Raw genomic sequence first — 23,224 nt, 5'->3', positions numbered from 1 at the left:
TTTCATTTGATTATTTCAATTCCCGGCTTTACTGCTTCAATACGCAGCCGCTTATAATCGGCATAGATCGCATCTTCTTTCCAGAGTTTTGGAAGAGCAATTTTGCTGGTTTCACGACAGATTTCCTGAATTTTCTCCTGAGCCAATCCTTCAAAATAGTCTCCTCCAAAATGGGCTAACCAGCCCTCAATACCCTGTTCACCATCCACTAGTCTGGTAGGACGGTCATAGTGATAGGCCTGTCGTACCAAAAATCCGCATTGCTCCAGAAGGTGGCTATATTGCCCGATTGTCGGGAAGTACCAAGGATTGCGCTCGGAAGCCCGAATCCCGGTGTGACGTTCAAATACCTCTTCTAACGCATCAACAATAATCTGCACATTGCCTTTGCCCCCAAACTCCGCTACAAAACGCCCACCGGGCTTCAATGAATTCCATATGCTGTCGACAACAAGATGCGGACTTCGCATCCAGTGCAGGGCTGCATTGGAAAAGACAGCATCATACCGCTTGCTTGTCTCAAACTGATGACCGTCCCCCTCTATGAACTCGATATCGGGAAATTTCTCCCTCGCGCGACAGATCATGTCCGCTGATGAATCCATGCCAACGACCTCAGCCTGTGACCTAGAAATTTCGTATGTCAAATCCCCCGTCCCGCATCCCAGATCCAAGATGTACTCCCCTTTCCGGGGTTGAAGCCACGAAATTAGGTTTTTACCGTAACCAGATACAAATGCCAGTTTGTTGTCATACTCATCTGCTTGCCATTGATTAATGGATTGCATGAATACCACCGTCGCTTTCATCATTGATATTCTCATTGTGGCACAAGATAGTTTATTATTTAAATATATAAATTCTATCTAGTTGATAGGATATGCCTATATAAATATTTCTCTCCCTCTGGAAACCGATCATTTTTCCCAACTAAAAAAAGACCTCCATTGGATGGAGATCTTTGGGTCTATACCTTTATTGTTCAGGTGCGTAAAATGTACCTTCCACTTCGACAATATCATCCTGGTTCAAACGATCCACTTCGATAATGCTGCGAGGTGGATAGGGTCCCGAGCCCCACAGTTCTTTTTGGATTTGATTCACGATGGGACGATAGCGGTACATGTCTGTAACATAAACGACGAGACGTGTTGTATCACGCAGTTTGGCCCCTTCAGATTCAGCAATTAGCTTCATATTCAGGAATGCCTGGCGAATACGGCCTTCTTCATCGGTTACCAATTTATTCGTGCTCGGATCAATTCCGCGCATTCCTGCTACATAAATGTTGTCGCCCGCTCGAGTTCCCAGATTCCATGTTCCTGTGGACTGAATAGCCCCCACTGGGGAGAGTGTTTTTACACCGTTTGGCGATACGTTACCCGCTGATTTCCCTTTGGAATTAACATTCTTGGAAGTGATCTGTGGTGCATAAAACGTTCCTTCCACTTCGACAATGTCATCCTGATTCAGACGATCTACTTCGACGATGGTACATGGCGGGTAAGGACCGGAACCCCACAGTTCTTCCTGAATTTGATTGACGATTGGACGATAACGGTACATATCCGTGACATACACGATGAGACGTGTCGCATCCTGAAGCGATGCTCCTTCCGATTCAGCAATCAGCTTCATATTCAGGAATGCCTGACGAATACGGCCTTCTTCATCGGTTACCAGTTTATTCGTGCTTGGATCAATTCCACGCATCCCCGCTACAAAAATATTATCCCCTGCTCTTGTAGCCAGATTCCATGTGCCTGTCGACTGGATAGCCCCTTTGGGCGAAAGAGTTTTCACACCATTTGGCGATACGGTGGAGCTTGCTGCCGTTTTGGTTGAGTTGGACGCTTTTGGTGCATAGAACGTACCTTCCACTTCGACGATATCATCCTGGTTCAGACGATCCACCTCAACGATGGTACGAGGCGGATAAGGACCGGAACCCCATAATTCTTCCTGAATTTGATTGACGATCGGACGGTACCGATACATATCCGTTACATATACAACTAGACGGGTTGCATCCCGGAGAGTTGCCCCTTCCGATTCAGCGATCAGCTTCATGTTGAGAAATGCCTGACGAATTCGCCCCTCTTCATCACTGACTAGTTGGTTTGTGCTTGGATCAATCCCACGCATACCTGCTACATAGATATAATCTCCGGCACGTGTTCCTACATCCCATGTACCTGTCGATTGAATGGCACCTTCCGGTGATAGAGTTTCCACACCATGAGGCGAAACCAGCGTAACTTTGGAAGCGAAGGCGGGAGCGCCTATTGCCCCAAAACCGATCTGCAACGCAAGCACGGCTGCTGTCAAGCGCCTTACAGCTTTTCCTGTCTGTTTACTTGTCATCTCCAACAACCTTTCTATGTATGCATATAAAATAATATCGCTAACTATATCACAATTACACATTCTGTCAATTTTAAAATAGGTATAAGAGCCTAACTTTTTGTATTACTCATACAAACAGTCATGTCTTTAAGACTATAAAATAATATAATTATTTTAAATAATCATTATATATGTAATAAATTACTATTTCTTTTGTCGAATTATAACGTTTTCATGAATTTTATGACTAAATACCTAAACTTATCAAGTTATCTTGCCGACATATAGAACTGTCCTGTTTAACAAGCTGGACGATGATATCTCAAATACGTATTGTCAAGAAAGGATATGAGCAATGAAGAAGCCAGAAACCAAAAAAATAAAGAAACCATTCAAATTGGACAAGCTTCGAGTGGGGAAAAACATTACGATAAGAACACGTCTAAGTATTGCATTTCTAGTTATTCTCGTCCTGCCAACCGCCGGTCTGGGATGGTTATCCTACCTCACCGCCAAAGATGATATTACGGATCAATTTATGAAAAATACCCGTCAGTCTGTAGAAACCGTAAATACTCAAATCGACACATTAATCAATACAAGTTTAGAGGATCTTAAATACCTTTCACAAACCGTTACCAAGGGTATGATCGCGGGTGATGAAAGCCCTGAGCTCCGGCAAATTCTCGATCCCATTAAAGCTGTAAAATCTGAATATGATCATGTTCAATTTGCCACAGCAGAAGGAAAACTCTTGAATTCACCACAGCAAACGTTCGCTGAAGACTTCGATCCACGGGAACGGGCATGGTACTCGATGGCGATGGAAAAGAAAGGCCAGGCACTTGTAAACAACCCTATCATTAGCCAGGATGGCAAAGTCATCGTAGTGCCCTCCATGGCAACAGCCGACAACTCCGGTGTAGTAAGTATCGTTTTGAGTCTCACTAATTTGGCTGAACAGGTAAATAAAATCAAGGTTGGCGAAACAGGGACCGTTTCCATTCTGGATAAAGATAATAAATACATAACTCACCCAAGCATGGAGATCGGCACGGAGGACACAGAGCCTTATATCAAACAAATGAATGCTCAGCCTTCCGGCAATGTCAAATTTTCATCCGCTGGTAACGATAAGATCGCTGTATATCAAACGAATGAGCTTACGGGCTGGAAAATTGTCGGTATCATCGATGTGGAGGAAATCTCGGAGGCAAGCCGCGGAATATTAATCACAACGTTGATTATTATTGGGATTTCTATCGTTGGCGGAGCCATACTTGCATTCTGGGTCATCCGGTCCATCGACATTCCTCTGAAGAGATTGATGATCGCCACCAATAATATTGCAGCAGGCGATTTGACCAATGAAGTAAAGATCACCTCAAAAGATGAGCTGGGTGAACTATCTTTAGCGGTCAATCAGATGTCTGGCAATCTTAGACAATTAGTATCACAAGTCGGATTTAACTCGGAACAGGTGGCTGCAACCTCAGAAGAATTATCAGCAAGCGCCGAGCAAACCCGTGCTACAGCTGACTACATCTCAGAGGCAGTACAACATATCGCAGACGGCTCCGAAAAATTGGTGAACAACTCGGCTGCCTTTACACAGTCGACCGAGGAAATCTCCAAAGGGATGAATCAGGCCGCAACATCGATTCAACATGTCACCCAATTAACAACGAGCGCCAATGAAAAAGCCAAGGAAGGTACCGAAGTTGTTAATCATGCAGTAACACAAATGAATGTCATTTACGAAAAAGTTAACCATACGGCAAATGTCGTTCATGCCTTGGGACAAAAAACCGATGAGATCGGCAACATCATCGGGCTGATTACCGAAATTTCCAGTCAGACCAATCTGCTCGCTCTGAACGCTGCGATTGAAGCAGCACGGGCCGGGGAGCATGGGCGCGGATTTGCCGTTGTCGCGGACGAAGTCCGTAAGTTGGCTGAACAATCCACAGTATCCGCTGAGAAGATTCGCAATCTGGTCTATCAGGTACGGGAAGAGACAGCGAATGCCGTAACATCTATGAACGAAGGAACAGCCGTAGTACAGGAAGGAATATCTCTGGTTTCTTTAACCGGGGACGCCTTTAATGATATTGTGCAGTCCATCGACCGTGTCGCCTCCGAATCCATTGATGTCTCCTCCATTGTGGAACAGGTATTCGCCAGTGCGCAAAATATGGTCACGATGGCAGAGAGTGTTGCCGTTATTGCAGAACAATCCGCCGGTAACACTCAAAATGTAGCGGCTTCCACCGAACAACAAAGTGCATCCATGGTAGAAGTATCCGCATCTGCGGACAGCTTGAGCCAAATGGCACAACAACTTCAGGAAGTCATTGGTAAATTCAAAGTGTAATTATAGAAAAAGACATCAAAGGCTCCCTTCCGGGAGCTTTTTGATGTCTGCAAAGATCATCCTCTTATTTGGCGCAGTCGAGACTGCGAAGTATTACTATCGAAGCTTATGCTCCGACGAACCTTTGGGGTTCTCATCCCTTGTACGCAAAAAAGCTTCCCGAAGGAAGCTTCTTTTTTACGTCCCAGGAGGGATACTCTCCTTACAGTCGAGACTGCGAAGTATTCCTTTCGAAGCTTATGCTCCGACGAACCATTGGGGTTCTCATCCCCTGTACGCAAAAAAGCTTCCCGAGGGAAGCTTCTTCTTTACGTCCCAGGAGGGATTCGAACCCCCGACCGACGGCTTAGAAGGCCGTTGCTCTATCCTGCTGAGCTACTGAGACAAATATGTATAATAAAAATTCGGCGCGATTCCTATTATACTCTGATTTCTATAATTTTCAATAGTTTTATAAAAAAATTAATAATTGCACCTTTTCACATGACCCGATCGTATTTATTCTCATACTCAATGCATATATAGAATATGATTGCTGTTAGCAGGCCATATTGATGAGAAACATAAAGAAAGAGGGTAAACTTTTCATTATCTAACGTAGTGGGTAATTTTTGGGATACATACACTTTAGGTTTCATATGAAGGAGAGAGCCGTTATGAGACAACTGTTATCCGCATTATCCTATTTCAGCATTTTCTTTGCCCCGTTCCTGTTTCCAATTATTATTTGGATTGTGGCGAAGGACAATTACATTGAAGGACATGCCAAACGGGCCTTGTTGTCGCATATATTCCCCTTTCTCGCTGCAATCCCGTTGCTTTATTTCTTCGTTACCGCCCACAGTCTTGGTTCCGCGATCGGATATGTAATCCTGTTCTTTGTCATTTATGCATTAAGTTTTGTTTATAATATCGTCAAAGGGATTCAAGTGCTGCGTGAGTATGCCTGACCAGAAGCAGAAGTAATACAATCCATTTAAATTTCAAATGCGCAAAACCCGCCTTTTCAAAAGAAGGGCGGGTTTTGCGCATTTCGGTTACTTCTTCCCTGTACATCTGTGCATTTGCTGGGACGCCTCTTTTACGCCTGACCCACCAAGTAGCGCTGCAGAGTGGGGCCAAGTAATCCAAAAGCAAAGAGTTCGCTTTGAAAACGGGCCTTATCATCAACAGCTGTAATGCCTTCACTGTTCTCAAACGCCGTGTCCGTGGCATCTTCAAATGCTGTGTGCATATTGTTATTGTACCAGTCCAGAACAGCATCCGAATGATTGCGTACAATTCGTACGACTTCGAGTGAGTTCCCTGGCTGAGTTGCCGCAACATAAACAAGTAAAGACGGATCCCCTGTGTTTCCAGGCTGTACTTCTACTTCAGCACAAGATAATCCATCCACTTCAGTTAATCTACGTATTTTAGCATCCTGAATGGCATACATTTGTTATCGCGCTCCTTTTCCATTTCATGTACTTTGTTCGATCTGGTATCGGGTCTCTGGTGTTCCTAGGCGATAAATCTCCCGATACACCTGCTGTAATACGGCTTCATATGCTCGGTTTACAGACTCCTCCGGCGTATCCGGCCAAGGGAATACCATTCCTGGAAAGGCCTCTTCCTCTTTTTCCTGCATAAGGTTAAGCAATCCCAGTAATTGTTCCGCCTCCTGAGGCGTCGCCTCGATAACCCATTCATACGACGTTGCGTACGGATCCGGAATCACGGAGCGCCCCATGACAGATACATAATAGGTCATACTGTCCATTTGCAAGTTCTCTCCTTCACAGGCATGTTGAGGCCGTTGTCCCTAGAACTAGTTTCCGAAGAGGACAGACATTTTATGCCTGCTTTCGGCATATATTTGTTACGACTTCTGACGAAAATGACAACATTTGCTGGCTGTTAGCGACTCAAGCGGCCATACGGATGAATGACACGACCAAGAAAGGATGAACAAACCATGTGCGGTATAACCGGCTTCATACAGTGGAATCGGGACTTGACCCAGGAATCAGAGCTGCTGGTCCGGATGACGGACAGCTTGTCGAACCGGGGGCCCGACGCTTCAGGTACATGGATCTCCAATCCTTGTGCGTTCGGACACCGGCGTCTCAGCGTTATGGACCCGGAGAACGGGGCACAGCCCATGCATGCGTTACAAGGAGACACCTCCTATACCGTCGTGTATAACGGAGAACTATACAATGCACCCGAGTTGAAAAGGGAATTGCTCCAGCGGGGACATCATTTCCGCACACAATGTGATACGGAAGTGCTGCTCGCCTCTTATATTGAGTGGGGACCGGCCTGTGTTGACCGGTTTAACGGAATTTTTGCTTTTGCCATATGGGATGGCGGACGCGAACAGGTTTTTATGGCACGCGATCGCTTGGGCGTCAAACCCCTGTTCTACAGCAATGCAAAGGATGCTCTCGTATTCGGCTCAGAACCCAAAGCACTGCTCATCCACCCGGATGTCGAAGCAGCCGTTGGTCCTGAGGGGTTGGCTGAAGTATTTATTGTCGGTCCTGCCCGGACACCTGGACACGGCGTATACTCCTCCCTGAACGAGCTGAAACCCGCCCATGCGCTTATCTACAACCGAAACGGAATTAAAACCTATGCTTACTGGAAACTGGAAAGTCAAAATCACGAACATAACCTGGAGGAAACAGCTGCTGAAGTACGCAGGCTGTTACAGGATACATTAGAACGACAGCTCGCTTCGGACGTTCCAGTCTGCTCCCTCTTGTCAGGGGGGCTGGATTCAAGTGCTCTATCCGCATTAGCCGTGGATTATTACAACCGTACCGGCCAAGGTCAAGTGAGTACGTATTCGGTCGACTATGTAGATAATGCGAAGCATTTTCAGGCGCATTCCTTCCAACCTGGTGCAGATGGTCCCTGGATTCAACGTATGGTGGATGAACTGAAAACCGATCATCACTGGATTGAGATTGAAAATGGAGAATTGGTCCATGCACTAACCCAGGCGATGCTTGTGCGGGATTTACCGGGTATGGCGGATGTAGATTCCTCTCTCTATCTGTTCTGTAAAGAAATCAAAAAAGGAGCTACGGTTGCCATTTCAGGCGAAGCAGCGGACGAAGTATTTGGCGGTTATCCCTGGTTCCATCGGGAAGAGATGCTGAATTCCGGTACATTCCCATGGTCTGTAGCTCCAGACATGCGAGCAGGATTGTTATCCCCGGACATTCGGGAATGGATCAGGCCGCTGGATTATCTCGCAGATCGATACTCGGATGCTGTGGCTGAGGTACCTACGCTCGCTGGGGAAACAGGCAAGGCAGCCCAGATGCGAGTCATGTCCTATCTGAACATCACCCGGTTCATGCCTACACTACTGGATCGCAAAGACCGGATGAGTATGGGAGCGGGGCTTGAAGTTCGGGTGCCTTACTGTGATCATCGCTTGATTCAGTATGTGTTTAACGTCCCGTGGGAAATGAAAATGACAGGCGGACGGGAAAAAGGAATTCTGCGTAAAGCGCTGGAAGGTGTACTGCCTGACGATGTGTTGTACCGCAAAAAGAGCCCGTATCCGAAAACACATAACCCGCAGTATCTCGCTGCCGTTAAACAGCAGGTACTGGATATTTTGGATGACGCAAGCTCACCCATCTTGCCATTAATCGATAAAGCCCAAATTCGTAAATTGGCCTCTTCACCGGACGCTTCATCCAACCTGCCCTGGTTTGGACAACTAATGTCAGGGCCACAACTGTTTGCTTACCTGACACAGATCAACTCATGGTTGCGTACGTATAAAGTGGCCATCCGATAAATAAGGCGATATCCTCATTTCTCATTAAGGGTGCCGATGATCAGCTCAACAGCTGTCCATCAGGCACCTTTTGTAATAAACGAACAACATTATTGCGACAGAACATCCCACTTTAAATTGACTAAGAGACTGCTGCAATTCTTCCGCCATGGAAGCTCCTGTTTCAAAAAAAGACCCTACACCAGCGCATTTACTGGTGTAAAGTCTCTCTTCTTGCTCCCCGCTATCTATTGGGGATTACAACCGGATTACGTTCAAGCAATCCACTGCCAAAAATATCTCTGAACGGTGAATCCTTCATATGAATGTAACCGATGTAACAGCCACATTTCTTCATGCCGCACGGCCGATCAGTGGCTAAAGCCGTCAAACCATCGCGGTACAGATGCCCAATAATTCGGCGATCCTTGTAACACCTTTTTACATGACCTGACCCTTGCACATAAAATACCTCCGAACCAGCGGAACACTGCTTGCCCAGACTCTCATAATCCTGTAAATTCCCTTCAAAGAGCGGGTCAATCGACCTTAAAAAGTCGATCTCTTCCACGCTATAATACTTGGGTCGATCTTTAAAGGCATTAATCCACATATACACATCATCGGGTAAAGCCTGCCTCATCGATTCAATAGCCGGGAATGCACTGCGCAAACCAACCGTTCCCACACTGAAAGCAAGCCCCATCTCACGTAAAGTCAGGCATTGTTTGACAAAGGAAGACTCCTTCGTTTCACGCGGGTGATAGGTCGCCCAGAAAGCCGCTTTATCCCGGTTCAATTCCCGGGCCCAGTCCAGTTTGACAGACAAGTTGGTTTGGACTGCAATCTTGTCCACATGTGGCATATGGGACAGCTCTATCATCGCTTCCCGATACCAACGTCGCACCAGAGCCTCTCCATACGGGTTAAAGAAAATCGAAAATTGATGTCCGGCACTCCCCTGATCCCTCACCCAATTCACAAATTGATGCAGTTGTTGTTCATCCACTTCCAGCGTCTCCTTGGAATCTACCGTTTTGCTAAATGGGCAGTAGGGACAGTCGTAATTACAGGATGACAGCTTTCCCCGATAATACAAGGTTGCTCTCATGAGAACACAAACCCTTCCATTTGTTCACGAACCTCAGCGGAGATGAGCCAATCTCCGATCGCATCTGAGTAACCCAATCCCTCTTCTGTCAGACGCAGTACCTGGTTACCCTTGTCGTCCTGCTCAAGCTCAGCCATGCCCTCTGACAGCAGTTCACCCAACCAGACATAGTCTGACATGACTCCGGTTCCGAATCGCTGAGTATAATCGGCCAGCGGCAATCCATCCCGATGCAGCAGGGCTTTCAGAATAAAGCGGCGCTTCTGCTCCTCCCGGCTCAATACAATACCATAATCAGCCACATCATAGCGCTCGGTTGCCACATAATCGGCGATGATGCTTTGTGTAGCCTTATAACTCACACCATACTTGGAAGCATAGTGTACTTCACGGGTATAAGAGCGTGCACCGCAGCCCAGACCAACCATGCCTTCCTCCTGACAGCTGTAGGGCAGAATCTCCTTGCTTCCAAAAGAAGGCTGTTCTTTGGCAAATCTGCGCATGGAATATTGCACATAGCCCCGGCTTTTCAAAGTCTCACGGGCAGCCTTATACAGCTCCATCCGAATATCCGGTCCCTGACGCTGGATGTCATCCGGTTTCACTATGGTATTCTCGCGGGTGTAGAGTGGGTAAATGAAAATCTCCCCCGGTTCATATGAGAGAACACGTTCCAGCGAATACAGCCATGATTCCACCGTTTGTCCCGGCAGACCATAGATCAGATCCAGATTCAACAATGGGAATTCATAACGGGTAAGTTTCTCAAGCGCACGTTCCACTTCCTGTGGTTTCTGCGGACGATAAATGGCGGAGGCTTCGGCTTCGATAAAGCTTTGGATACCCATGCTTACCCGGTCCACACTCCGCTCCTTCATGATGGCCAATTTGGCTTCCGTCACGGTGTCCGGCGACGTTTCTACCGAGATCGAAGCTTGCTTCGGATCAAGCCCCATCACCTGTTCCGCAATATCGAACAAGCGGTTCAACTGAATTTCATTTAATAATGTGGGCGTCCCACCACCGATGGCAAACCTCGAATAGGGTCTGCGTGATGTGAGGGGTGCCCACTGCTTGGCTTGCCGTTCCAGCGCATCCACATAACGCACATGGGTGTCATCCCGACGATCCGGTAACGTGAACAGGTTGCAAAACCCGCAACGAGCTGCACAAAACGGAATGTGCATATATAAAAAATACGTATCGGTATTCTCACGTTCCCACAATGGACCGAGCGGTAACGGCGGATTCAATTCCCGATATGCGGTCTTGTGGGGATACGAATATAAATAAGAGCGATAGGGGGAAGCAAGCACTTCTCTGAGACCAGCAGCTGTATTGGATCCGGACTGTGTGGAATGACCTGCTGTCGTATGTTGAGTTAGATCGTCCATCGGTTTCCTCCCTGTATCCGGTTTGTAGTTGTTGATGATATGAATCTTTTATTCTATATAATAAATTCACGGTAAGGCACATTCCAGACAACATCATGAGCCAGCCTGTGCCCCTGATAACCGTCCTCACCATACGCCGTGCCATGATCGGAAAAAGCCAGACAAAACGTAGGCCTTGAACGCTGCCTCATTGAACTAAACAATGGCCCGAGGGCTTGATCCACATACCGAAGCGCTGCACGCTGTGTTTCTACCGAGTCCTCTCTTGCCCCCTCCACAAAATAGCGATTGGGCCCATGAATGGCAGACACATTCAGGAACAAAAACAGCTTCTCATCTGGTGCGCTTTGCTCCAGCAGCTTCAAGGCATGCTGAACCTGATGCTCGGTCGACTTGGGGTTGGTTACCCCAAAATTCATTCGCCAGTAGCTCTGCTGAAAGTAACCCGGCAGCACTTTGGCGAGCGGATTTTTCTTGGTGAAGAAAATGACCCCGCCAATACAAATCGTACGGTATCCTTCAGCCGCAAACCCGGATACGATATCCGGTGTGTCGAACAGCCAGGTATGTGGATGCGTCTTTAATCCGGTATTCCGGGAATGAAAGAGTCGTACATGGGAAGCTTTGTCAGTGTTCGCAGGTGTAGGCATAAAGCCACCAAAAAAAGCATGATGTGCCGCATATGTAAAACTTCCCGGGGTATGACGCTTCTCCCATGAACCTGAACCGCACAGGTTAGGGCAATTCTGCTCCTCCAACTTCGCTACATCGTACCTTAACGTATCCAGCGTAATCATCAATATATTATGGGAGCCTACGATGTTGTTCATATCAGGCATGGTTGTAAGGCTCCTTTCGCAAAAGTTCCATTTCCCATTCATAGGTTCCCAGTCCGTTATGTTGTACTCTGTACAACAAATCTCCGAACGGGTTCACATCCAGAACATAGGCACAGGGGTCAGCACTACCACTGAGCATCACATCAATACCAGCTGACCATGAGTGAGGGAAGGCGGCCATCGCTGCTTTCGCTGCCATCTTAACCCGATCCATCTGCTGTTCATCCAGCCCCGCTTCTGCGGGCAGCAACCGCTCATTGCGCAAATGCAGATTGGTGATCGGTGTCTGACTAAGCCGTACGATCGCATGACCTGCTTGTCCACCTGCCACAAGCTGGCGGATATCATACACGCTTGAACCCAGAGTCGCTTTCGCCATCCAGCGTTCAATCTGTGCTCCCTCAGCACACAGCCAATCCATGAGAGTCGATATCTCTGTAGTCGTTGTATACCTACGCATCTGGCCCTGGTTATAGAAAATGGTCTGTCCCTGAACCTGTTCCATTCCTACGGTGGTTATCGCGATTTCGGCACCCGTTCGCGGATTAATTTGATAAGCAACAACGCCTGAAGCCCCGGAGCCACACGCAAGTTTCACGAAAACACGATACATACCGGCGATTTCCATTGCTGAACGCAGGTCTGCATAATTGGTGATGGGCCCTGAAGATTGTAGCGTTGAGGGGACCTGCACGCCGTGTGAAAATAGATGCTGCTGACATTTCCTTTTATCAAACATGATCGCAATTTCAGCAGGATCGTTCATGAACCGGGCATTGGGCCAATATTTCCGTGCTTCACGGCCCATTCGTTCCAAACATGCATTCCATCCACGAAACCACTGGTTAGGCGGGTAAATCCGCCCCCACTCCTGTTCAAGGGTGAGTGTTTCTTCTGGAGGGATCATTCTAGCGAAAGCGCCATCCGTTAACGAAGCTGTATTAGCTCCGAGAAAGAGCAGCTCACGCTCTACCTCCCATTCCTCGCCAGGAGCATCTATTCGGATAAGAGGAACGTTATTCACTCCGTGAACTATTTCATGATTGGCATATGTCATTGACGCTGATGGGGATATCCACGACGTTCCGGGCATTTGCGTAACAACTACACCTTCCATACACTGCTGTACGGCATCCGCCATCGTTCCGCCTCTTCTCCAGGCCTTCAGCAAGCTGTCATAAGGCAATACAAAGGCCGGTTGTAGGCCAAGGCGCCGCCTTGCCTCCTGCAATCCAAGGGTCCGCCGATTATTCGGGTTCCCAATTAACAATAAAGGCTGCTCCGGCCTCATGTCAGAGTCCGCATCCAAAGCTAGACGTTGCAAATGTTCTTCCGTTTCCGTCATGCCTGACATCATTTATTCCGTTAAGGACGGGTAACGCCAGTCATCTTCATCACTCTGCTGCTGCTCGCTAACATCGACAGATATACCAGAACGTTTCCAGCGAATGAGCATTTCGTCCGTCATGTAGTGGTAACTGAGATTGAGATGTTTAAGTTTTTTGATCTTGTCACTGGCAAGCAGCGCCTCCGCCCCTTCATCAGACAACGTGCCCTCTGACAGATCCAGGATTTCAAGCTGATCCAGAATCGGCGCCTCGGCTGCAGCTTTTGCAATCTCATCCTGAATTTCGCTGTCTTTCAGGCCCAAGTACACCAGCTTTGGAAATAAGCCCTGTTCCAGAAATGGAAGGACATCTTGCAGTGAACCATCAAAACCGTAATCCTCCACACCCAGATACAGTTCAAGCTTACGCAGTTCAGGCAGCTTAGCCCGGGCTATTGAAGCTAACACACCTTGGGGCAAACCACCGCAAATAATGATCAATTCTTCAAGTTTGGCATGTTCAATTGGTTCCAGACTTAGTCCGCTGCTGCCCTTCACCGAGAATGACTTCAATTCAGGAAAAGCAACCAGTAGTGGGGTGAGATCCGTCTGAATAATCCATGATACTTCGCATTCTTCAAAGCCCATGTCTCCGATGAACAGTTTCTGCAAAGACGGAAAGTTTGGTGCCAATTCAATGAGCGTGCCCATAAATTCATCCGGCGAATTTTCATACGCCTGTCCCCAGTCTCCGATAATCAGGCTATCCAGCGAACCGGCCTCCGGTTTGGCAGCCAGTTCCCTGATCAAAGTTTCCATACGAACACCGTTTTCATAATCATCATAAGACACCGTAAGCTTCACTTCTTGCATAAGCAAATCCCCTCCGTTTGAGTTCATTGATGATTCGTTAACTTGAATGTTAACCCATACTGTACAAGACTTGCAACTTCTTCCAACCCCGGTCCTAATGCCCTGCTCAAACGTGAAATCTTCATATTTTCTTCATAGGTACAAGAACGTATGTTCTGATATTTTTTTTGAAAAAAACGGGATTATTTTGGGTCTCACGTACTGGCTTTATGAAGATCGACTTACTCATATATAAATAAAAAAACGTTAATGGTCGGTGAAGCATTCCACAGGAATAACTCTTCACCTTCCACTAACGCTTTGATATTTAAGCAAGGCCATAATTCACCTTATACATTTATAATCATATATGAGCCGAATCGTTTGGATCTCAGCCTTCCAGACTGGATACAAGCGCTCTAAGTGCATGACCCCGGTGACTGATCGCCTGCTTTTGCTCCAGCGTAAGCTCGGCCATCGTCATCTCGTATTCAGGCACATAGAAGAGTGGGTCATATCCAAAGCCGCCTGCACCAGCTGCTTCAGCGGTGATCCAGCCTTCAGCCGTACCTTCCACTTCGTACTTGTGTCCGGTTGCCGGATCGTACAGCACCAGTGCACAGACGAAGCGGGCTGGACTCAACAGCGGTTGCTCCGTATCCTCACCGGATTTGAGCGATTCCAGCGTCGCAAGCAGCTTCGCATTATTCTGCGCATCCGTAGCGCCCTCACCAGCGTATCTTGCCGAATATACGCCAGGTTCACCATCCAGCAGATCTACACACAATCCCGAATCATCAGCCAGAACTGGCAAGCCAAGTGCATCGCCCACCGCTTTGGCTTTCTTCCAGGCATTCTCGGCAAACGTCACGCCATCCTCAACGACATCCGGCAGCTCCGGATAGTCAAACATGCTTTTGACCTCTTTACCTAGCGGGGCGAATGCATGGGCAAATTCACGTACTTTCCCCGCATTTCGGGTTGCGACAATGATGATTGAACTATCGAGACGCATCTTAGGCTTCCCCTAGTCCACGAGCACCGATCTTGAGTGCAATGGGCCCAAGCACTTCTTTTTGACGTTCAATCATCTCCAGAATTCCTTGTTCACCCAACTCCAGCATCGCATTCAGTTCACGACGGTCAAATGGCGCTTCTTCACCTGTTCCCTGAAGCTCCACATATTTTCCGCCGCCTGTCATCACGAGGTTCATATCTACCTTGGCTTTGGAATCTTCATCATAGTTCAGATCCAGTACAGGTTGTTCTCCAACTACACCCACACTTACCGCTGCAATGAAATCCGTAATCGGGAATACTTGCAGTTTGTGCTGTTGAGCAATTTTATTCACGGCGAGCGCCAAAGCCACAAACGAACCGGTAATGGACGTTGTGCGTGTGCCTCCGTCGGCTTGAATGACATCGCAGTCCAACGTAATCGTACGCTCACCAAGAGCCTGCAAATTAACGACCGAGCGCAGTGCCCGGCCAATCAGCCGCTGAATTTCCATCGTGCGTCCAGTCAATTTGCCGCGATTGGCTTCACGCTGATTCCGGGTATGTGTGGCACGTGGCAGCATGGAATATTCAGCTGTTACCCAGCCTTTCCCCTGCCCTTTCATAAAGGGAGGAACGCGCTCCTCCACCGTAGCTGTACAGATCACTTTGGTATCTCCCACTTCAATCAGTACAGAACCTTCAGCGTATTTATTCGTGTTAATTGTTAAATTCATCGGGCGCAGCTGGTCGCTGGTTCGTCCGTTAGATCTCATCATTTCTGCCTCCTACGACTTAAGCATTCTGTAATGTCGAGCTTGTTCACACTTTTACTAATCCCTTCTATATTACCAAAGAGTTCTCTTAAAAGCATCCTATCCCCCAAAGAGTTCCCTCAACCGTACGTTAGACCGCACTTTGCTGTTTAGATTGGAATTTCATTAATATATTCCGGCTTTGACACCGGAGCGCTGTAATCTCGATTATCATCACTCATGACTGTCTTTTGCCCATTCCACTCGATCTGCACTTTTGCATCCTTGCCAGTCGTATTCTCAGCCGTGGTCAGCACAACAGATTGCAGCAATTCACTTGGTATGACATCGCCTTCGGTGAACATGTCATCTTTGAGAGCAACGGTTACCGTTCCATCCTCGGACGTTTTGACCGATTGCAGCTGGGTGCCGCCTGTCATAACCTCCTCCAGCTCGCCGCCTTTGGCTGGCCCTTTGATCAATTCGTTCAACGCTGCCTGAACACGGTCTCCACCTGGAGTCACCAGACGGGTAACCGGGACATAATATTGGATACCTGCTGGCGAAGCCGCTGAGAAATAAACCGTTACCGGACTGCTGTTGGTTGTAAACGTATCACCCAGATCGAGATTAATGCCCACCGCCCGGTTCAGCGGTTCAGGCAGCGGCGTGCTGTTTACCGGCATTTGCGTTAATTTTTTGCCATCCACCCAGATCTGTACATTCTGCACATCCGGTGTGCCGGTGAGTGTCCAGGTGACAGCCTCCAGCATTTTGCGCTCGTCCTTGGCATCATACTTGGCAAAGTTGCCGGAGAACTCCACAACTGCCAGCTTGTCATCCGAATGAATCGTTACATTCTGCACGACGGTCCCCTGCGGGAGAACGCCCTGAAATCCTTCAGGTAACATTCCTGCATATGGACCGCCCGTCACGAGTGTATCCAGGGCTGTCTTGGGACTGCTAACATCCGTGCCGGAAGGAAGCGTCATCGATACCGGAGCCAGCATACCTTGTTGATCCTGGAGATACACGGTTGTAAGCGGCAGCTTGGCGAGTGATCCGTTGCCCTCGGCCGCCTGAATCATGGCTGCTTCCTGGATCGGTGGCGGTGGATCGACTGACTCGGATGACTGTGCCCCAAACATGCCACAGCCTGACAACACCACAGGAATGCTCAGCAGCGCAGCTGCCGATGCCATACGCCAATATTGGATCTTACTCATGATCACGTTCCCCCTCATCATTTTTACAGTTTGTACTACCATGTATACGAGCCTTTGCCCAAAAAATAACTACTTTTTAAACAAGCCCATCATGCATAAAACGGAAAACAGGCTCCCCAGTCCCATTGAAGGATAGCAAAGAAACCCAAAACGGTTAATAACGTATTAGGATACAAGAGTAGGGACATTGCTAACTTAGAGGAGGAATCGCCCATGGAACATCCTGAGCACGAAAAAATCCCTTACAGCCTCAATAGCCGCAAAGTGGCAGAGGCCACGAGGGAATGGCTGCACAAGCGGGGCGTTACGATCCCTGAGATCGCAGAACTGGTCATGTTATTGCAGAAAAAGTATTACCCGGACCTTACGATGGAAGAATGTATCGACAATGTAGAGAAGGTTCTCCGTAAGCGCGAGGTGCAGAACGCTGTTCTGACCGGCATTCAGCTCGATCTGATGGCAGAACAGGGACAGCTCATCCCGCCTTTGCAGGAGATGATTGAGAACGATGAAGGACTATATGGCGTGGATGAAATTCTGGCATTCTCCATCGTCAATGTTTACGGAAGTATCGGCTTTACGAATTATGGCTATGTAGACAAGCTAAAACCCGGTGTACTTGAACGGCTAAACGACAAGAGCCTCGGTCCTGTGCATACGTTTTTGGATGATATCGTGGGGGCTATTGCCTCGGCGGCCAGCAGCCGGATTGCGCATCGCAAACAATCCGAGCTTGAAGAAGCTTTGGGAGAGAAGCCCGTGAGCGATGATATCGTATAACTTGCTTGTTTATTAGGAAGTTGGAGATGAACGAGCGAAGTACTTCAACTTTCAGACTTATTCTGATCATGACAAAAAGGCGGCCTTCGGGCCGCTTCTTTTGTGTATGCTCCATTCTTTTGTTTATACTCATTTCTTTTGCACAACCCTATTTCAAATGCTCCTGTCTCCCCGCTCCCGCCAAACGATACGCCTCTGCCCATTGCTGTTTCGCTGCCGGCTTAGGCTGTAAACGACTAGGTCCAATTGTAATTTCAGGGCCCTTGCGTTCTCGCAGCAACCCCCGAAGCAAAGTAATACCAAGTATGCTCAATCCGGTGAATACGTACATCAGGCGCATAAGTACATTGCCTGAATCGGAGCCGGTAACCATACCATGGAATAACAGACCGATGAATACGGGATAAGACAGCATGTGGAACATAAACCACCATTTGCGCCCAAGCTTGTTACGCAGATCGCTGGATAGCAGTACAATGACCAAACCATACATGGATAACGTGCCCAATCCGCTGCCGATGGGATGCACTGAAGCCGTAAACGGAATGAGCAGTTCACTCCAGGTAAGTGGGCTATAGTGATCAATATATAGGGTTAGTGCATGCACGAGTCCAAGTCCAAAGGCGAGCCAGGTCGTTCGGGTATGCCATTTAAACATGGCCGCTTTGGGTTTCCCTTTAGCAAGGGGCATCCCTTGGGCAATCCCCAGAAACACACCGGCAAAGAGCAGTACATAAGCGGCTATCCCACTGATACGAATGATATTCCACGTTGGCAGGTAATCTACAATCCATTGTGCCATAACCGGCTCCCCCATATCTGATAGACTTGTCGTTTATATAAGACTGAAGCGGTGATCCGGATCGAAACCAGGCCAGCGTTCAGCGAACGTATCGGTATTTCCTCTAAAATAAGTGCTTCCATCCCGAGTCATCCACAGGACATCATGCCGATCATAATGTCGGTTTAACCAGCCTACTGCCTCCGCACTTCCCCAAATGCAGACCGTCTTGGCAATAATCTCACATTGCGATGCATGCTGGCCCAGAACGGTACACTGCAGCACATCCGTATCCGCTGGCTCCATCGTCCGGGGATCAATTAAGTGATGAGATCGGCTTCCGTCCGTATTCAGCCACTGTCTTCGCACAATCCCAGAAGTGGCAACCGCACCTTTCCTCAATTGAATTCTCCCTATCAGATTACGCTCCTCCTGAAAAGGATCGGTGACTTGCACGGACCACATCGGATGAAGTGTTGTCCCCCATGCCTGAATATCCCCACCTGCATTAATTAATCCGGCCGGAATATGAAGTGTACGTTGCAGCCAATCGGCGATACGCTCAACAGCCCAGCCCTTAACAATGCCTCCAAGGTCCAGCTCAGTCCCAGGGTCCTTATGAACCAATCGGCTGCCTTCCCGTTGAATCCAGCCTGGACGGCTATAGTCATGTTCTTCTTTACGCATTCCTGTTATATCTGCATGTTGATTATCCAATGTGCGGTCGGTTCCTGATTGCCGAAGATGTCTTTGTTGTACTTGCTCAAAGCTGACATCATAACCGGAAGTACGAAGAGCCTGCGAAATACCTGGTTGGAAAATCCCTTCCGTCTGCCCCATATAACCGTATGCCAAACTTAACACTTCATCCATTGCTGCGGAGATCGGCATCCATCCTGCACAGCGATTCAGACGATTCAATTCACTATCTGCCACAAATCGGCTGAAGCGCTGTTCCTGGGTTTCGAACCAATTTTTCACCAGCGCTGCTGCATGCTCTGCCTCTTCACGCCCGGCTGCCAACTGGACATCCACGTCCGTGTTCATCGCCCGAAAGCGGAACTTGAGTAGACGGGAGACTTGCTCCGTGCGGCTCATGATGCACCTGTCCGTGACTGGTAATGGCCACCGCTATATCCGGAGTCCGTATCCTGATTGCTGCTCTGACCTGAAATCCAGCTGCCCGATGACCTGCCTTGATCCGGAACGATCGTATGGCTTCCATCGGTCGTTCCCTCATCTGCGCTATAGCCTTCATTGGACGGTGGATTGGAATGGTTATTTGTATTGTTCGTCCATTCATCCATGACATCATCCTGCGTATCCACCTGAGTTGAAGCTGTACTGCTTATATCAGTGCCATTAGCCGCTGCATAAGCAGCATCAAAGGCATCAGAAGTTCTTACATATTGAAAGAGTGCAGCCACGGTCAGGGTTGCTGCCGCTGAGGCTTGCCATTTTCTCCATTGATTTCGCTTTTTCCTGGTCATTGCTCTTCCCTTCTTTCTCTGGCGAAGTTCATGCATGTATCATAAAATCGCTGGCTTAAAAGAAGATGAATGAAGGGTTAAGAGAGGCTAAAGCTTTATAACATTTAAGTGGTCACACGCAAAAAAAGACCCTGAACAGGATGCTTCCCTGCTTCAAAGTCTTTTACATTCGTATAATCCTAATGGATGTCTTCCCTAAAAACGAACACTCCGTCCGGCTGCTGCTCCAGTACAATACGCTCCCGCCGAATCAATTCCTGCAGATGTGCCAACGTCTCGCTCATCGCAAAGCGAAGCTGATGTGTTCCCAACCGATCGCCGAACATGAATACACAGATATCATACGCGCTTGCAGGTGCCTCATGGATTCGCTCGTTCATCTTCTGAAGGCGCTCTTCATGATGAGCGAGCAGATGGACCGTTCGATCAGAGAAGTGGGCAAACGGATTCCGATGTCCTGGATACGCCAGTGCTATATCCAGTGCTCCCAATCGATGCAAACCTTCCAGATAAGACAATAAAGGCTGGTCATCACTTCCCGGCTGCAGGCTGACATTTGGCGAAATCTGCGGTAATACAGCATCTCCACACAAGATCTCCCTGGTGTCGGGAGCATAAAAGGATAGATGCCCTGGTGAATGTCCACCGGTCTCTATCGCAATCCACTTTTTCCCGCCCATATCCAGCCACTCTCCATCTTCAATCGGTGTCACAACCGGAAGTGGCGTAATCTGTGAATCAAACCCCTCCAAATGTTCGCGGATCTGCTCCGTCTTTTCTGCCGGCATCCCATGACGACCATAATATTCAGGCAGCACGGTGTTGATGGTCGCTTCAGGACCCCACATATAATCTGCCTCCTGGCGAGAGCGTGTGGACATTCGAACGGGTACACCCGTTTGCTGCTGTATCCAGCCGGACAACCCTATGTGATCGGGATGATGGTGGGTAAGCACAACTTGCTTAATATCCTGAAAAGATAAATTTAAACCGGCGAGTGCATCCTGCCACTCCTGTTCCGTTTCAGGGCTGCGTGGTCCCGGGTCAACGATCGTTATGGTTCCCTCCGGTTCATGGAGCACATAACTGTTCACCCAACGCAGGGGAAATGACATGGTAATCTTAATTCGATCTATGCCCACTGGCATGGAAATGGCTTCCGTACGCTTCATTGATATTCTCCTCCAACTCTACTGCACAGGCCGATGGCCGACAAAAATCATCCGTGGGGATGTCTGCTCATCGTACTTTTCTTCATCATAACCCCCATGTACCTGATCCACCATCAGCCCTGCCTCGTGAAGCAGATCACTTAGTTGTTCACGGGTGTACAGCTTGACGCGTTCCTGATAGATTCGCGGTTTTTGGCCTGATGCGGTATCGGTAATGTGAATTTCTTTTTGTACAAATCCGTCCTGGATCTTGCGAAACTCCTCAATATTCTGTCCTTCAGTTTCCCGTGTTGAATGCTGTACCAGATGGCGAGTCACATAAGCCGTGTTCATAAAATCAATAATATAGCTGCCCCCCGGCTTCAGCATACGATGAATTGCGCGTAATACCCGAAGCTGCTCTCCATCCTCCCGGAAATAACCGAATGAGGTAAACAGGTTAACCACGGCGTCAAATCCGCCTTTCAGGGGAAGCTCACGCATATCGGCGTGATACCACTCTACACGATGTTCGGTGTCCATGCTGCGTGCTTCACGCAGAAGCACATCAGACAGGTCGACACCGGTCACCTGGTAACCAGCGTCAGCAAGAGCCAGAGAATGTCGGCCCATACCACAGCACAGATCAAGGACCCGAGACTTTGGCTCAAGCTTTAGCCAGTTGATCATTTTATGTACTTCGTGATATGCACCTTGCACATCCCGATGGTTGTACACCAGAAGGTAGTCTTCTCCAAAACTTTTTTCATACCATTCCATCATTACATATCGCCCTCCACATGGTCACTGGCCCAACGATCGGTAATACGCTGTTATACCAGCCGGATCTGTTCTCCATAGCTTTTAGTCATTGTATCGTCTTTATCCTTCAAACTCAAAAATCCCCACGAATCATGCGCATTGAACGGCTGGAAACCACACGATATAATGTTAAACATAGTCAGACCCCCGCGAATCGGTTAACTATACATATATGATTGATATCGAATAACGTTGACAGGAGAAGCAGCAGGAGGTGTTAATCATGATTCGGATTGGACTAACGGGCTGGGGAGATCAGGAAGATCTATATCCCAATCGTACCAAAGCAAAAGACAAGCTCCGTCTGTATGGACAATATTTTACGACCGTAGAGGTAGACAGTTCCTTCTACGCCGTTCAGCCTCGGGACCGGATGGCACGCTGGGCAGCGGAGACGCCGGAATCCTTTGCTTTTATCGTCAAAGCCTATCAGGGGATGACAGGGCATCTGCGGGGAAAACCCTATTTCGCGAGTACCTCGGAGATGTATAAAGCTTTTCGGGAGTCCCTGGAGCCCGTCATGGAAGCAGGCAAGATGCAAGCGGCCCTGTTCCAATACCCGCCGTGGTTTGAATGCAATCGGGACAACGTCACTGAACTGCGTGAAGTAAAGCTTAGAATGGAAGGCATCCCGTGTGCCCTCGAATTTCGTCATCGCAGTTGGTATGAAGCGGGTATGCGTGAACGGACGCTGGCATTTCTGAAAGAGCAGGGCTGGATTCACAGCGTCTGTGATGAGCCTCAGGCGGGCCCGGGCTCTATTCCCATTGTACCGGAGGCTACCGATGCCGAGATGACGCTGGTGCGCATGCATGGGCGCAACGTATCAGGCTGGCACCAAAATGGTGCACCCAATTGGCGCGAGACCCGTTATTTATATCGCTATAACCAGGACGAGTTGCTGGAATGGAAGGGTTATCTGGAGAAATTGCAGGAGCAGAGCAAGGATGTTTATGTGATTTTCAACAACAACTCTGGCGGCGACGCCGCTGCCAACGCTCAGATGATGATGGAGCTGCTGGAGCAGCCTGTGAAGCCCTTCCCTGATCGAACGGAGCCGGAAGAGGAAGACGGACCAGAGCAATTGGAGTTGTTTTAACCACATGTTTAATTCGGAATCTGAACTGAATATTTCCATTCATAACGAAAAAGCGGCAAGCCTTGAGGCTGTGCCGCTTTTATTTTTTGTTAGGCTGTGT

General features: G+C 48.3%; 23 protein-coding genes and 1 tRNA gene. 5 read left to right on the top strand and 19 right to left on the bottom strand.

The genetic code is table 11. From position 1 onward, the window contains the following. Positions 1–2: 2 nt before the first annotated feature. A complete protein-coding gene (locus PPA03S_RS27010; protein WP_245683744.1) occupies positions 3–812 on the bottom strand; it encodes a class I SAM-dependent methyltransferase in 810 nt (269 codons plus the stop codon). Positions 813–975: 163 nt separating this feature from the next. After that, positions 976–2,364 carry a RidA family protein gene (locus PPA03S_RS33755; protein WP_217998972.1) on the bottom strand — a complete coding sequence of 463 codons (1,389 nt, stop codon included), beginning with the start codon at positions 2,362–2,364 and terminating at the stop codon, positions 976–978. Between the two features lie 337 nt (positions 2,365–2,701). Here PPA03S_RS33755 and PPA03S_RS26995 point away from each other — a divergent pair, with 337 nt between their 5' ends. Beyond that, complete coding sequence (locus tag PPA03S_RS26995) at positions 2,702–4,720, top strand: methyl-accepting chemotaxis protein (protein WP_062327996.1); 2,019 nt, start codon at positions 2,702–2,704, stop codon at positions 4,718–4,720. Between the two features lie 311 nt (positions 4,721–5,031). Here the strand turns inward: PPA03S_RS26995 and PPA03S_RS26990 are convergent. Next, positions 5,032–5,105: transfer RNA gene (locus tag PPA03S_RS26990), tRNA-Arg, on the bottom strand. A gap of 271 nt (positions 5,106–5,376) precedes the next feature. Here PPA03S_RS26990 and PPA03S_RS26985 point away from each other — a divergent pair. Beyond that, positions 5,377–5,670 (top strand): magnetosome magnetite crystal formation protein family, encoded by a 294-nt coding sequence (locus tag PPA03S_RS26985; protein ID WP_062327993.1) that lies wholly within the window; start codon positions 5,377–5,379, stop codon positions 5,668–5,670. 131 nt (positions 5,671–5,801) lie between these two features. Here PPA03S_RS26985 and PPA03S_RS26980 read toward each other — a convergent pair whose 3' ends face one another. Next, the gene (locus tag PPA03S_RS26980; protein WP_062327991.1) at positions 5,802–6,158 is read right to left on the bottom strand and encodes a hypothetical protein; all 357 of its coding nucleotides are present in this window, start codon (positions 6,156–6,158) and stop codon (positions 5,802–5,804) included. Positions 6,159–6,182: 24 nt separating this feature from the next. Next, entirely contained in the window at positions 6,183–6,482 is a 300-nt protein-coding gene (locus tag PPA03S_RS26975) for a hypothetical protein (protein WP_062327988.1), read from the bottom strand. Between the two features lie 195 nt (positions 6,483–6,677). Here PPA03S_RS26975 and asnB point away from each other — a divergent pair, with 195 nt between their 5' ends. Next, complete coding sequence (gene asnB / locus PPA03S_RS26970; RefSeq protein WP_062327984.1) at positions 6,678–8,522, top strand: asparagine synthase (glutamine-hydrolyzing); 1,845 nt, start codon at positions 6,678–6,680, stop codon at positions 8,520–8,522. Between the two features lie 223 nt (positions 8,523–8,745). Here asnB and PPA03S_RS26965 read toward each other — a convergent pair whose 3' ends face one another. The 8 genes from PPA03S_RS26965 to PPA03S_RS26930 all read right to left on the bottom strand — a co-directional run bounded on the left by PPA03S_RS26965 (position 8,746) and on the right by PPA03S_RS26930 (position 17,001). After that, positions 8,746–9,612 (bottom strand): STM4011 family radical SAM protein, encoded by an 867-nt coding sequence (locus PPA03S_RS26965; RefSeq protein WP_062327980.1) that lies wholly within the window; start codon positions 9,610–9,612, stop codon positions 8,746–8,748. Continuing rightward, complete coding sequence (locus tag PPA03S_RS26960) at positions 9,609–11,006, bottom strand: STM4012 family radical SAM protein (protein ID WP_062327977.1); 1,398 nt, start codon at positions 11,004–11,006, stop codon at positions 9,609–9,611. The genes PPA03S_RS26965 and PPA03S_RS26960 overlap by 4 nt, the downstream gene beginning before the upstream one ends. 53 nt (positions 11,007–11,059) lie before the next feature. Beyond that, a complete protein-coding gene (locus tag PPA03S_RS26955) occupies positions 11,060–11,845 on the bottom strand; it encodes an STM4013/SEN3800 family hydrolase (RefSeq protein ID WP_062327975.1) in 786 nt (261 codons plus the stop codon). Beyond that, positions 11,838–13,202: an STM4014 family protein gene (locus PPA03S_RS26950; protein WP_245683743.1), complete on the bottom strand. Its 1,365-nt coding sequence runs from the start codon at positions 13,200–13,202 to the stop codon at positions 11,838–11,840. The genes PPA03S_RS26955 and PPA03S_RS26950 overlap by 8 nt, the downstream gene beginning before the upstream one ends. Next, positions 13,203–14,045 (bottom strand): STM4015 family protein, encoded by an 843-nt coding sequence (locus PPA03S_RS26945; RefSeq protein ID WP_062327973.1) that lies wholly within the window; start codon positions 14,043–14,045, stop codon positions 13,203–13,205. A 370-nt stretch (positions 14,046–14,415) separates the two neighbouring features. Beyond that, positions 14,416–15,039 (bottom strand): XTP/dITP diphosphatase, encoded by a 624-nt coding sequence (locus tag PPA03S_RS26940; protein WP_062327971.1) that lies wholly within the window; start codon positions 15,037–15,039, stop codon positions 14,416–14,418. A gap of 1 nt (position 15,040) precedes the next feature. Then, complete coding sequence (rph, locus tag PPA03S_RS26935) at positions 15,041–15,799, bottom strand: ribonuclease PH (protein WP_053783129.1); 759 nt, start codon at positions 15,797–15,799, stop codon at positions 15,041–15,043. A 146-nt stretch (positions 15,800–15,945) separates the two neighbouring features. Further along, positions 15,946–17,001: a GerMN domain-containing protein gene (locus PPA03S_RS26930; RefSeq protein ID WP_062327969.1), complete on the bottom strand. Its 1,056-nt coding sequence runs from the start codon at positions 16,999–17,001 to the stop codon at positions 15,946–15,948. 213 nt (positions 17,002–17,214) lie between these two features. Here PPA03S_RS26930 and PPA03S_RS26925 point away from each other — a divergent pair, with 213 nt between their 5' ends. Continuing rightward, positions 17,215–17,781 (top strand): phosphatidylglycerophosphatase A family protein, encoded by a 567-nt coding sequence (locus PPA03S_RS26925; protein ID WP_062327968.1) that lies wholly within the window; start codon positions 17,215–17,217, stop codon positions 17,779–17,781. A gap of 148 nt (positions 17,782–17,929) precedes the next feature. Here PPA03S_RS26925 and PPA03S_RS26920 read toward each other — a convergent pair whose 3' ends face one another. The 6 genes from PPA03S_RS26920 to PPA03S_RS34295 all read right to left on the bottom strand — a co-directional run bounded on the left by PPA03S_RS26920 (position 17,930) and on the right by PPA03S_RS34295 (position 22,162). Beyond that, positions 17,930–18,583 carry a ferric reductase-like transmembrane domain-containing protein gene (locus tag PPA03S_RS26920; protein ID WP_062327966.1) on the bottom strand — a complete coding sequence of 218 codons (654 nt, stop codon included), beginning with the start codon at positions 18,581–18,583 and terminating at the stop codon, positions 17,930–17,932. Between the two features lie 33 nt (positions 18,584–18,616). Continuing rightward, entirely contained in the window at positions 18,617–19,660 is a 1,044-nt protein-coding gene (locus PPA03S_RS26915) for an FAD:protein FMN transferase (RefSeq protein ID WP_062327964.1), read from the bottom strand. Continuing rightward, positions 19,657–20,052, bottom strand: a complete 396-nt coding sequence (locus PPA03S_RS26910; RefSeq protein ID WP_062327962.1) for a hypothetical protein — start codon at positions 20,050–20,052, stop codon at positions 19,657–19,659. The genes PPA03S_RS26915 and PPA03S_RS26910 overlap by 4 nt, the downstream gene beginning before the upstream one ends. Positions 20,053–20,231: 179 nt before the next feature. Next, a complete protein-coding gene (locus PPA03S_RS26905) occupies positions 20,232–21,224 on the bottom strand; it encodes an MBL fold metallo-hydrolase (protein WP_062327958.1) in 993 nt (330 codons plus the stop codon). An 18-nt stretch (positions 21,225–21,242) separates the two neighbouring features. Then, positions 21,243–21,986 carry a class I SAM-dependent methyltransferase gene (locus PPA03S_RS26900; protein ID WP_062327955.1) on the bottom strand — a complete coding sequence of 248 codons (744 nt, stop codon included), beginning with the start codon at positions 21,984–21,986 and terminating at the stop codon, positions 21,243–21,245. Positions 21,987–22,036: 50 nt separating this feature from the next. Beyond that, a complete protein-coding gene (locus PPA03S_RS34295; RefSeq protein ID WP_281189091.1) occupies positions 22,037–22,162 on the bottom strand; it encodes a hypothetical protein in 126 nt (41 codons plus the stop codon). A gap of 86 nt (positions 22,163–22,248) precedes the next feature. Here PPA03S_RS34295 and PPA03S_RS26895 point away from each other — a divergent pair, with 86 nt between their 5' ends. Beyond that, a complete protein-coding gene (locus tag PPA03S_RS26895) occupies positions 22,249–23,124 on the top strand; it encodes a DUF72 domain-containing protein (RefSeq protein WP_062327952.1) in 876 nt (291 codons plus the stop codon). Positions 23,125–23,224 lie beyond the last annotated feature (100 nt).

The organism is Paenibacillus pabuli NBRC 13638, assembly GCF_001514495.1.
Taxonomy (GTDB): domain Bacteria; phylum Bacillota; class Bacilli; order Paenibacillales; family Paenibacillaceae; genus Paenibacillus; species Paenibacillus pabuli.
The sequence above is the reverse complement of the archived record's forward strand: the minus strand, read 5'-3'. Positions and strand labels throughout refer to the sequence as shown.

Excerpts from the sequence above, each read along its gene's own strand:
- rph (WP_053783129.1), bottom strand. The coding sequence starts at position 15,799 with ATGATGAGATCTAACGGACGAACCAGCGACCAGCTGCGCCCGATGAAT.
- PPA03S_RS26960 (WP_062327977.1), bottom strand. The coding sequence starts at position 11,006 with ATGGACGATCTAACTCAACATACGACAGCAGGTCATTCCACACAGTCC.
- PPA03S_RS26910 (WP_062327962.1), bottom strand. The coding sequence starts at position 20,052 with ATGACCAGGAAAAAGCGAAATCAATGGAGAAAATGGCAAGCCTCAGCG.
- PPA03S_RS26950 (WP_245683743.1), bottom strand. The coding sequence starts at position 13,202 with ATGATGTCAGGCATGACGGAAACGGAAGAACATTTGCAACGTCTAGCT.
- asnB (WP_062327984.1), top strand. The coding sequence starts at position 6,678 with ATGTGCGGTATAACCGGCTTCATACAGTGGAATCGGGACTTGACCCAG.
- PPA03S_RS26915 (WP_062327964.1), bottom strand. The coding sequence starts at position 19,660 with ATGAGCCGCACGGAGCAAGTCTCCCGTCTACTCAAGTTCCGCTTTCGG.
- PPA03S_RS26995 (WP_062327996.1), top strand. The coding sequence starts at position 2,702 with ATGAAGAAGCCAGAAACCAAAAAAATAAAGAAACCATTCAAATTGGAC.
- PPA03S_RS26895 (WP_062327952.1), top strand. The coding sequence starts at position 22,249 with ATGATTCGGATTGGACTAACGGGCTGGGGAGATCAGGAAGATCTATAT.
- PPA03S_RS26905 (WP_062327958.1), bottom strand. The coding sequence starts at position 21,224 with ATGAAGCGTACGGAAGCCATTTCCATGCCAGTGGGCATAGATCGAATT.
- PPA03S_RS26980 (WP_062327991.1), bottom strand. The coding sequence starts at position 6,158 with ATGTATGCCATTCAGGATGCTAAAATACGTAGATTAACTGAAGTGGAT.
- PPA03S_RS33755 (WP_217998972.1), bottom strand. The coding sequence starts at position 2,364 with ATGACAAGTAAACAGACAGGAAAAGCTGTAAGGCGCTTGACAGCAGCC.
- PPA03S_RS26985 (WP_062327993.1), top strand. The coding sequence starts at position 5,377 with ATGAGACAACTGTTATCCGCATTATCCTATTTCAGCATTTTCTTTGCC.
- PPA03S_RS27010 (WP_245683744.1), bottom strand. The coding sequence starts at position 812 with ATGATGAAAGCGACGGTGGTATTCATGCAATCCATTAATCAATGGCAA.
- PPA03S_RS26945 (WP_062327973.1), bottom strand. The coding sequence starts at position 14,045 with ATGCAAGAAGTGAAGCTTACGGTGTCTTATGATGATTATGAAAACGGT.
- PPA03S_RS26920 (WP_062327966.1), bottom strand. The coding sequence starts at position 18,583 with ATGGCACAATGGATTGTAGATTACCTGCCAACGTGGAATATCATTCGT.
- PPA03S_RS26925 (WP_062327968.1), top strand. The coding sequence starts at position 17,215 with ATGGAACATCCTGAGCACGAAAAAATCCCTTACAGCCTCAATAGCCGC.
- PPA03S_RS26900 (WP_062327955.1), bottom strand. The coding sequence starts at position 21,986 with ATGATGGAATGGTATGAAAAAAGTTTTGGAGAAGACTACCTTCTGGTG.
- PPA03S_RS26975 (WP_062327988.1), bottom strand. The coding sequence starts at position 6,482 with ATGGACAGTATGACCTATTATGTATCTGTCATGGGGCGCTCCGTGATT.
- PPA03S_RS34295 (WP_281189091.1), bottom strand. The coding sequence starts at position 22,162 with ATGTTTAACATTATATCGTGTGGTTTCCAGCCGTTCAATGCGCATGAT.
- PPA03S_RS26965 (WP_062327980.1), bottom strand. The coding sequence starts at position 9,612 with ATGAGAGCAACCTTGTATTATCGGGGAAAGCTGTCATCCTGTAATTAC.
- PPA03S_RS26930 (WP_062327969.1), bottom strand. The coding sequence starts at position 17,001 with ATGAGTAAGATCCAATATTGGCGTATGGCATCGGCAGCTGCGCTGCTG.
- PPA03S_RS26940 (WP_062327971.1), bottom strand. The coding sequence starts at position 15,039 with ATGCGTCTCGATAGTTCAATCATCATTGTCGCAACCCGAAATGCGGGG.
- PPA03S_RS26955 (WP_062327975.1), bottom strand. The coding sequence starts at position 11,845 with ATGCCTGATATGAACAACATCGTAGGCTCCCATAATATATTGATGATT.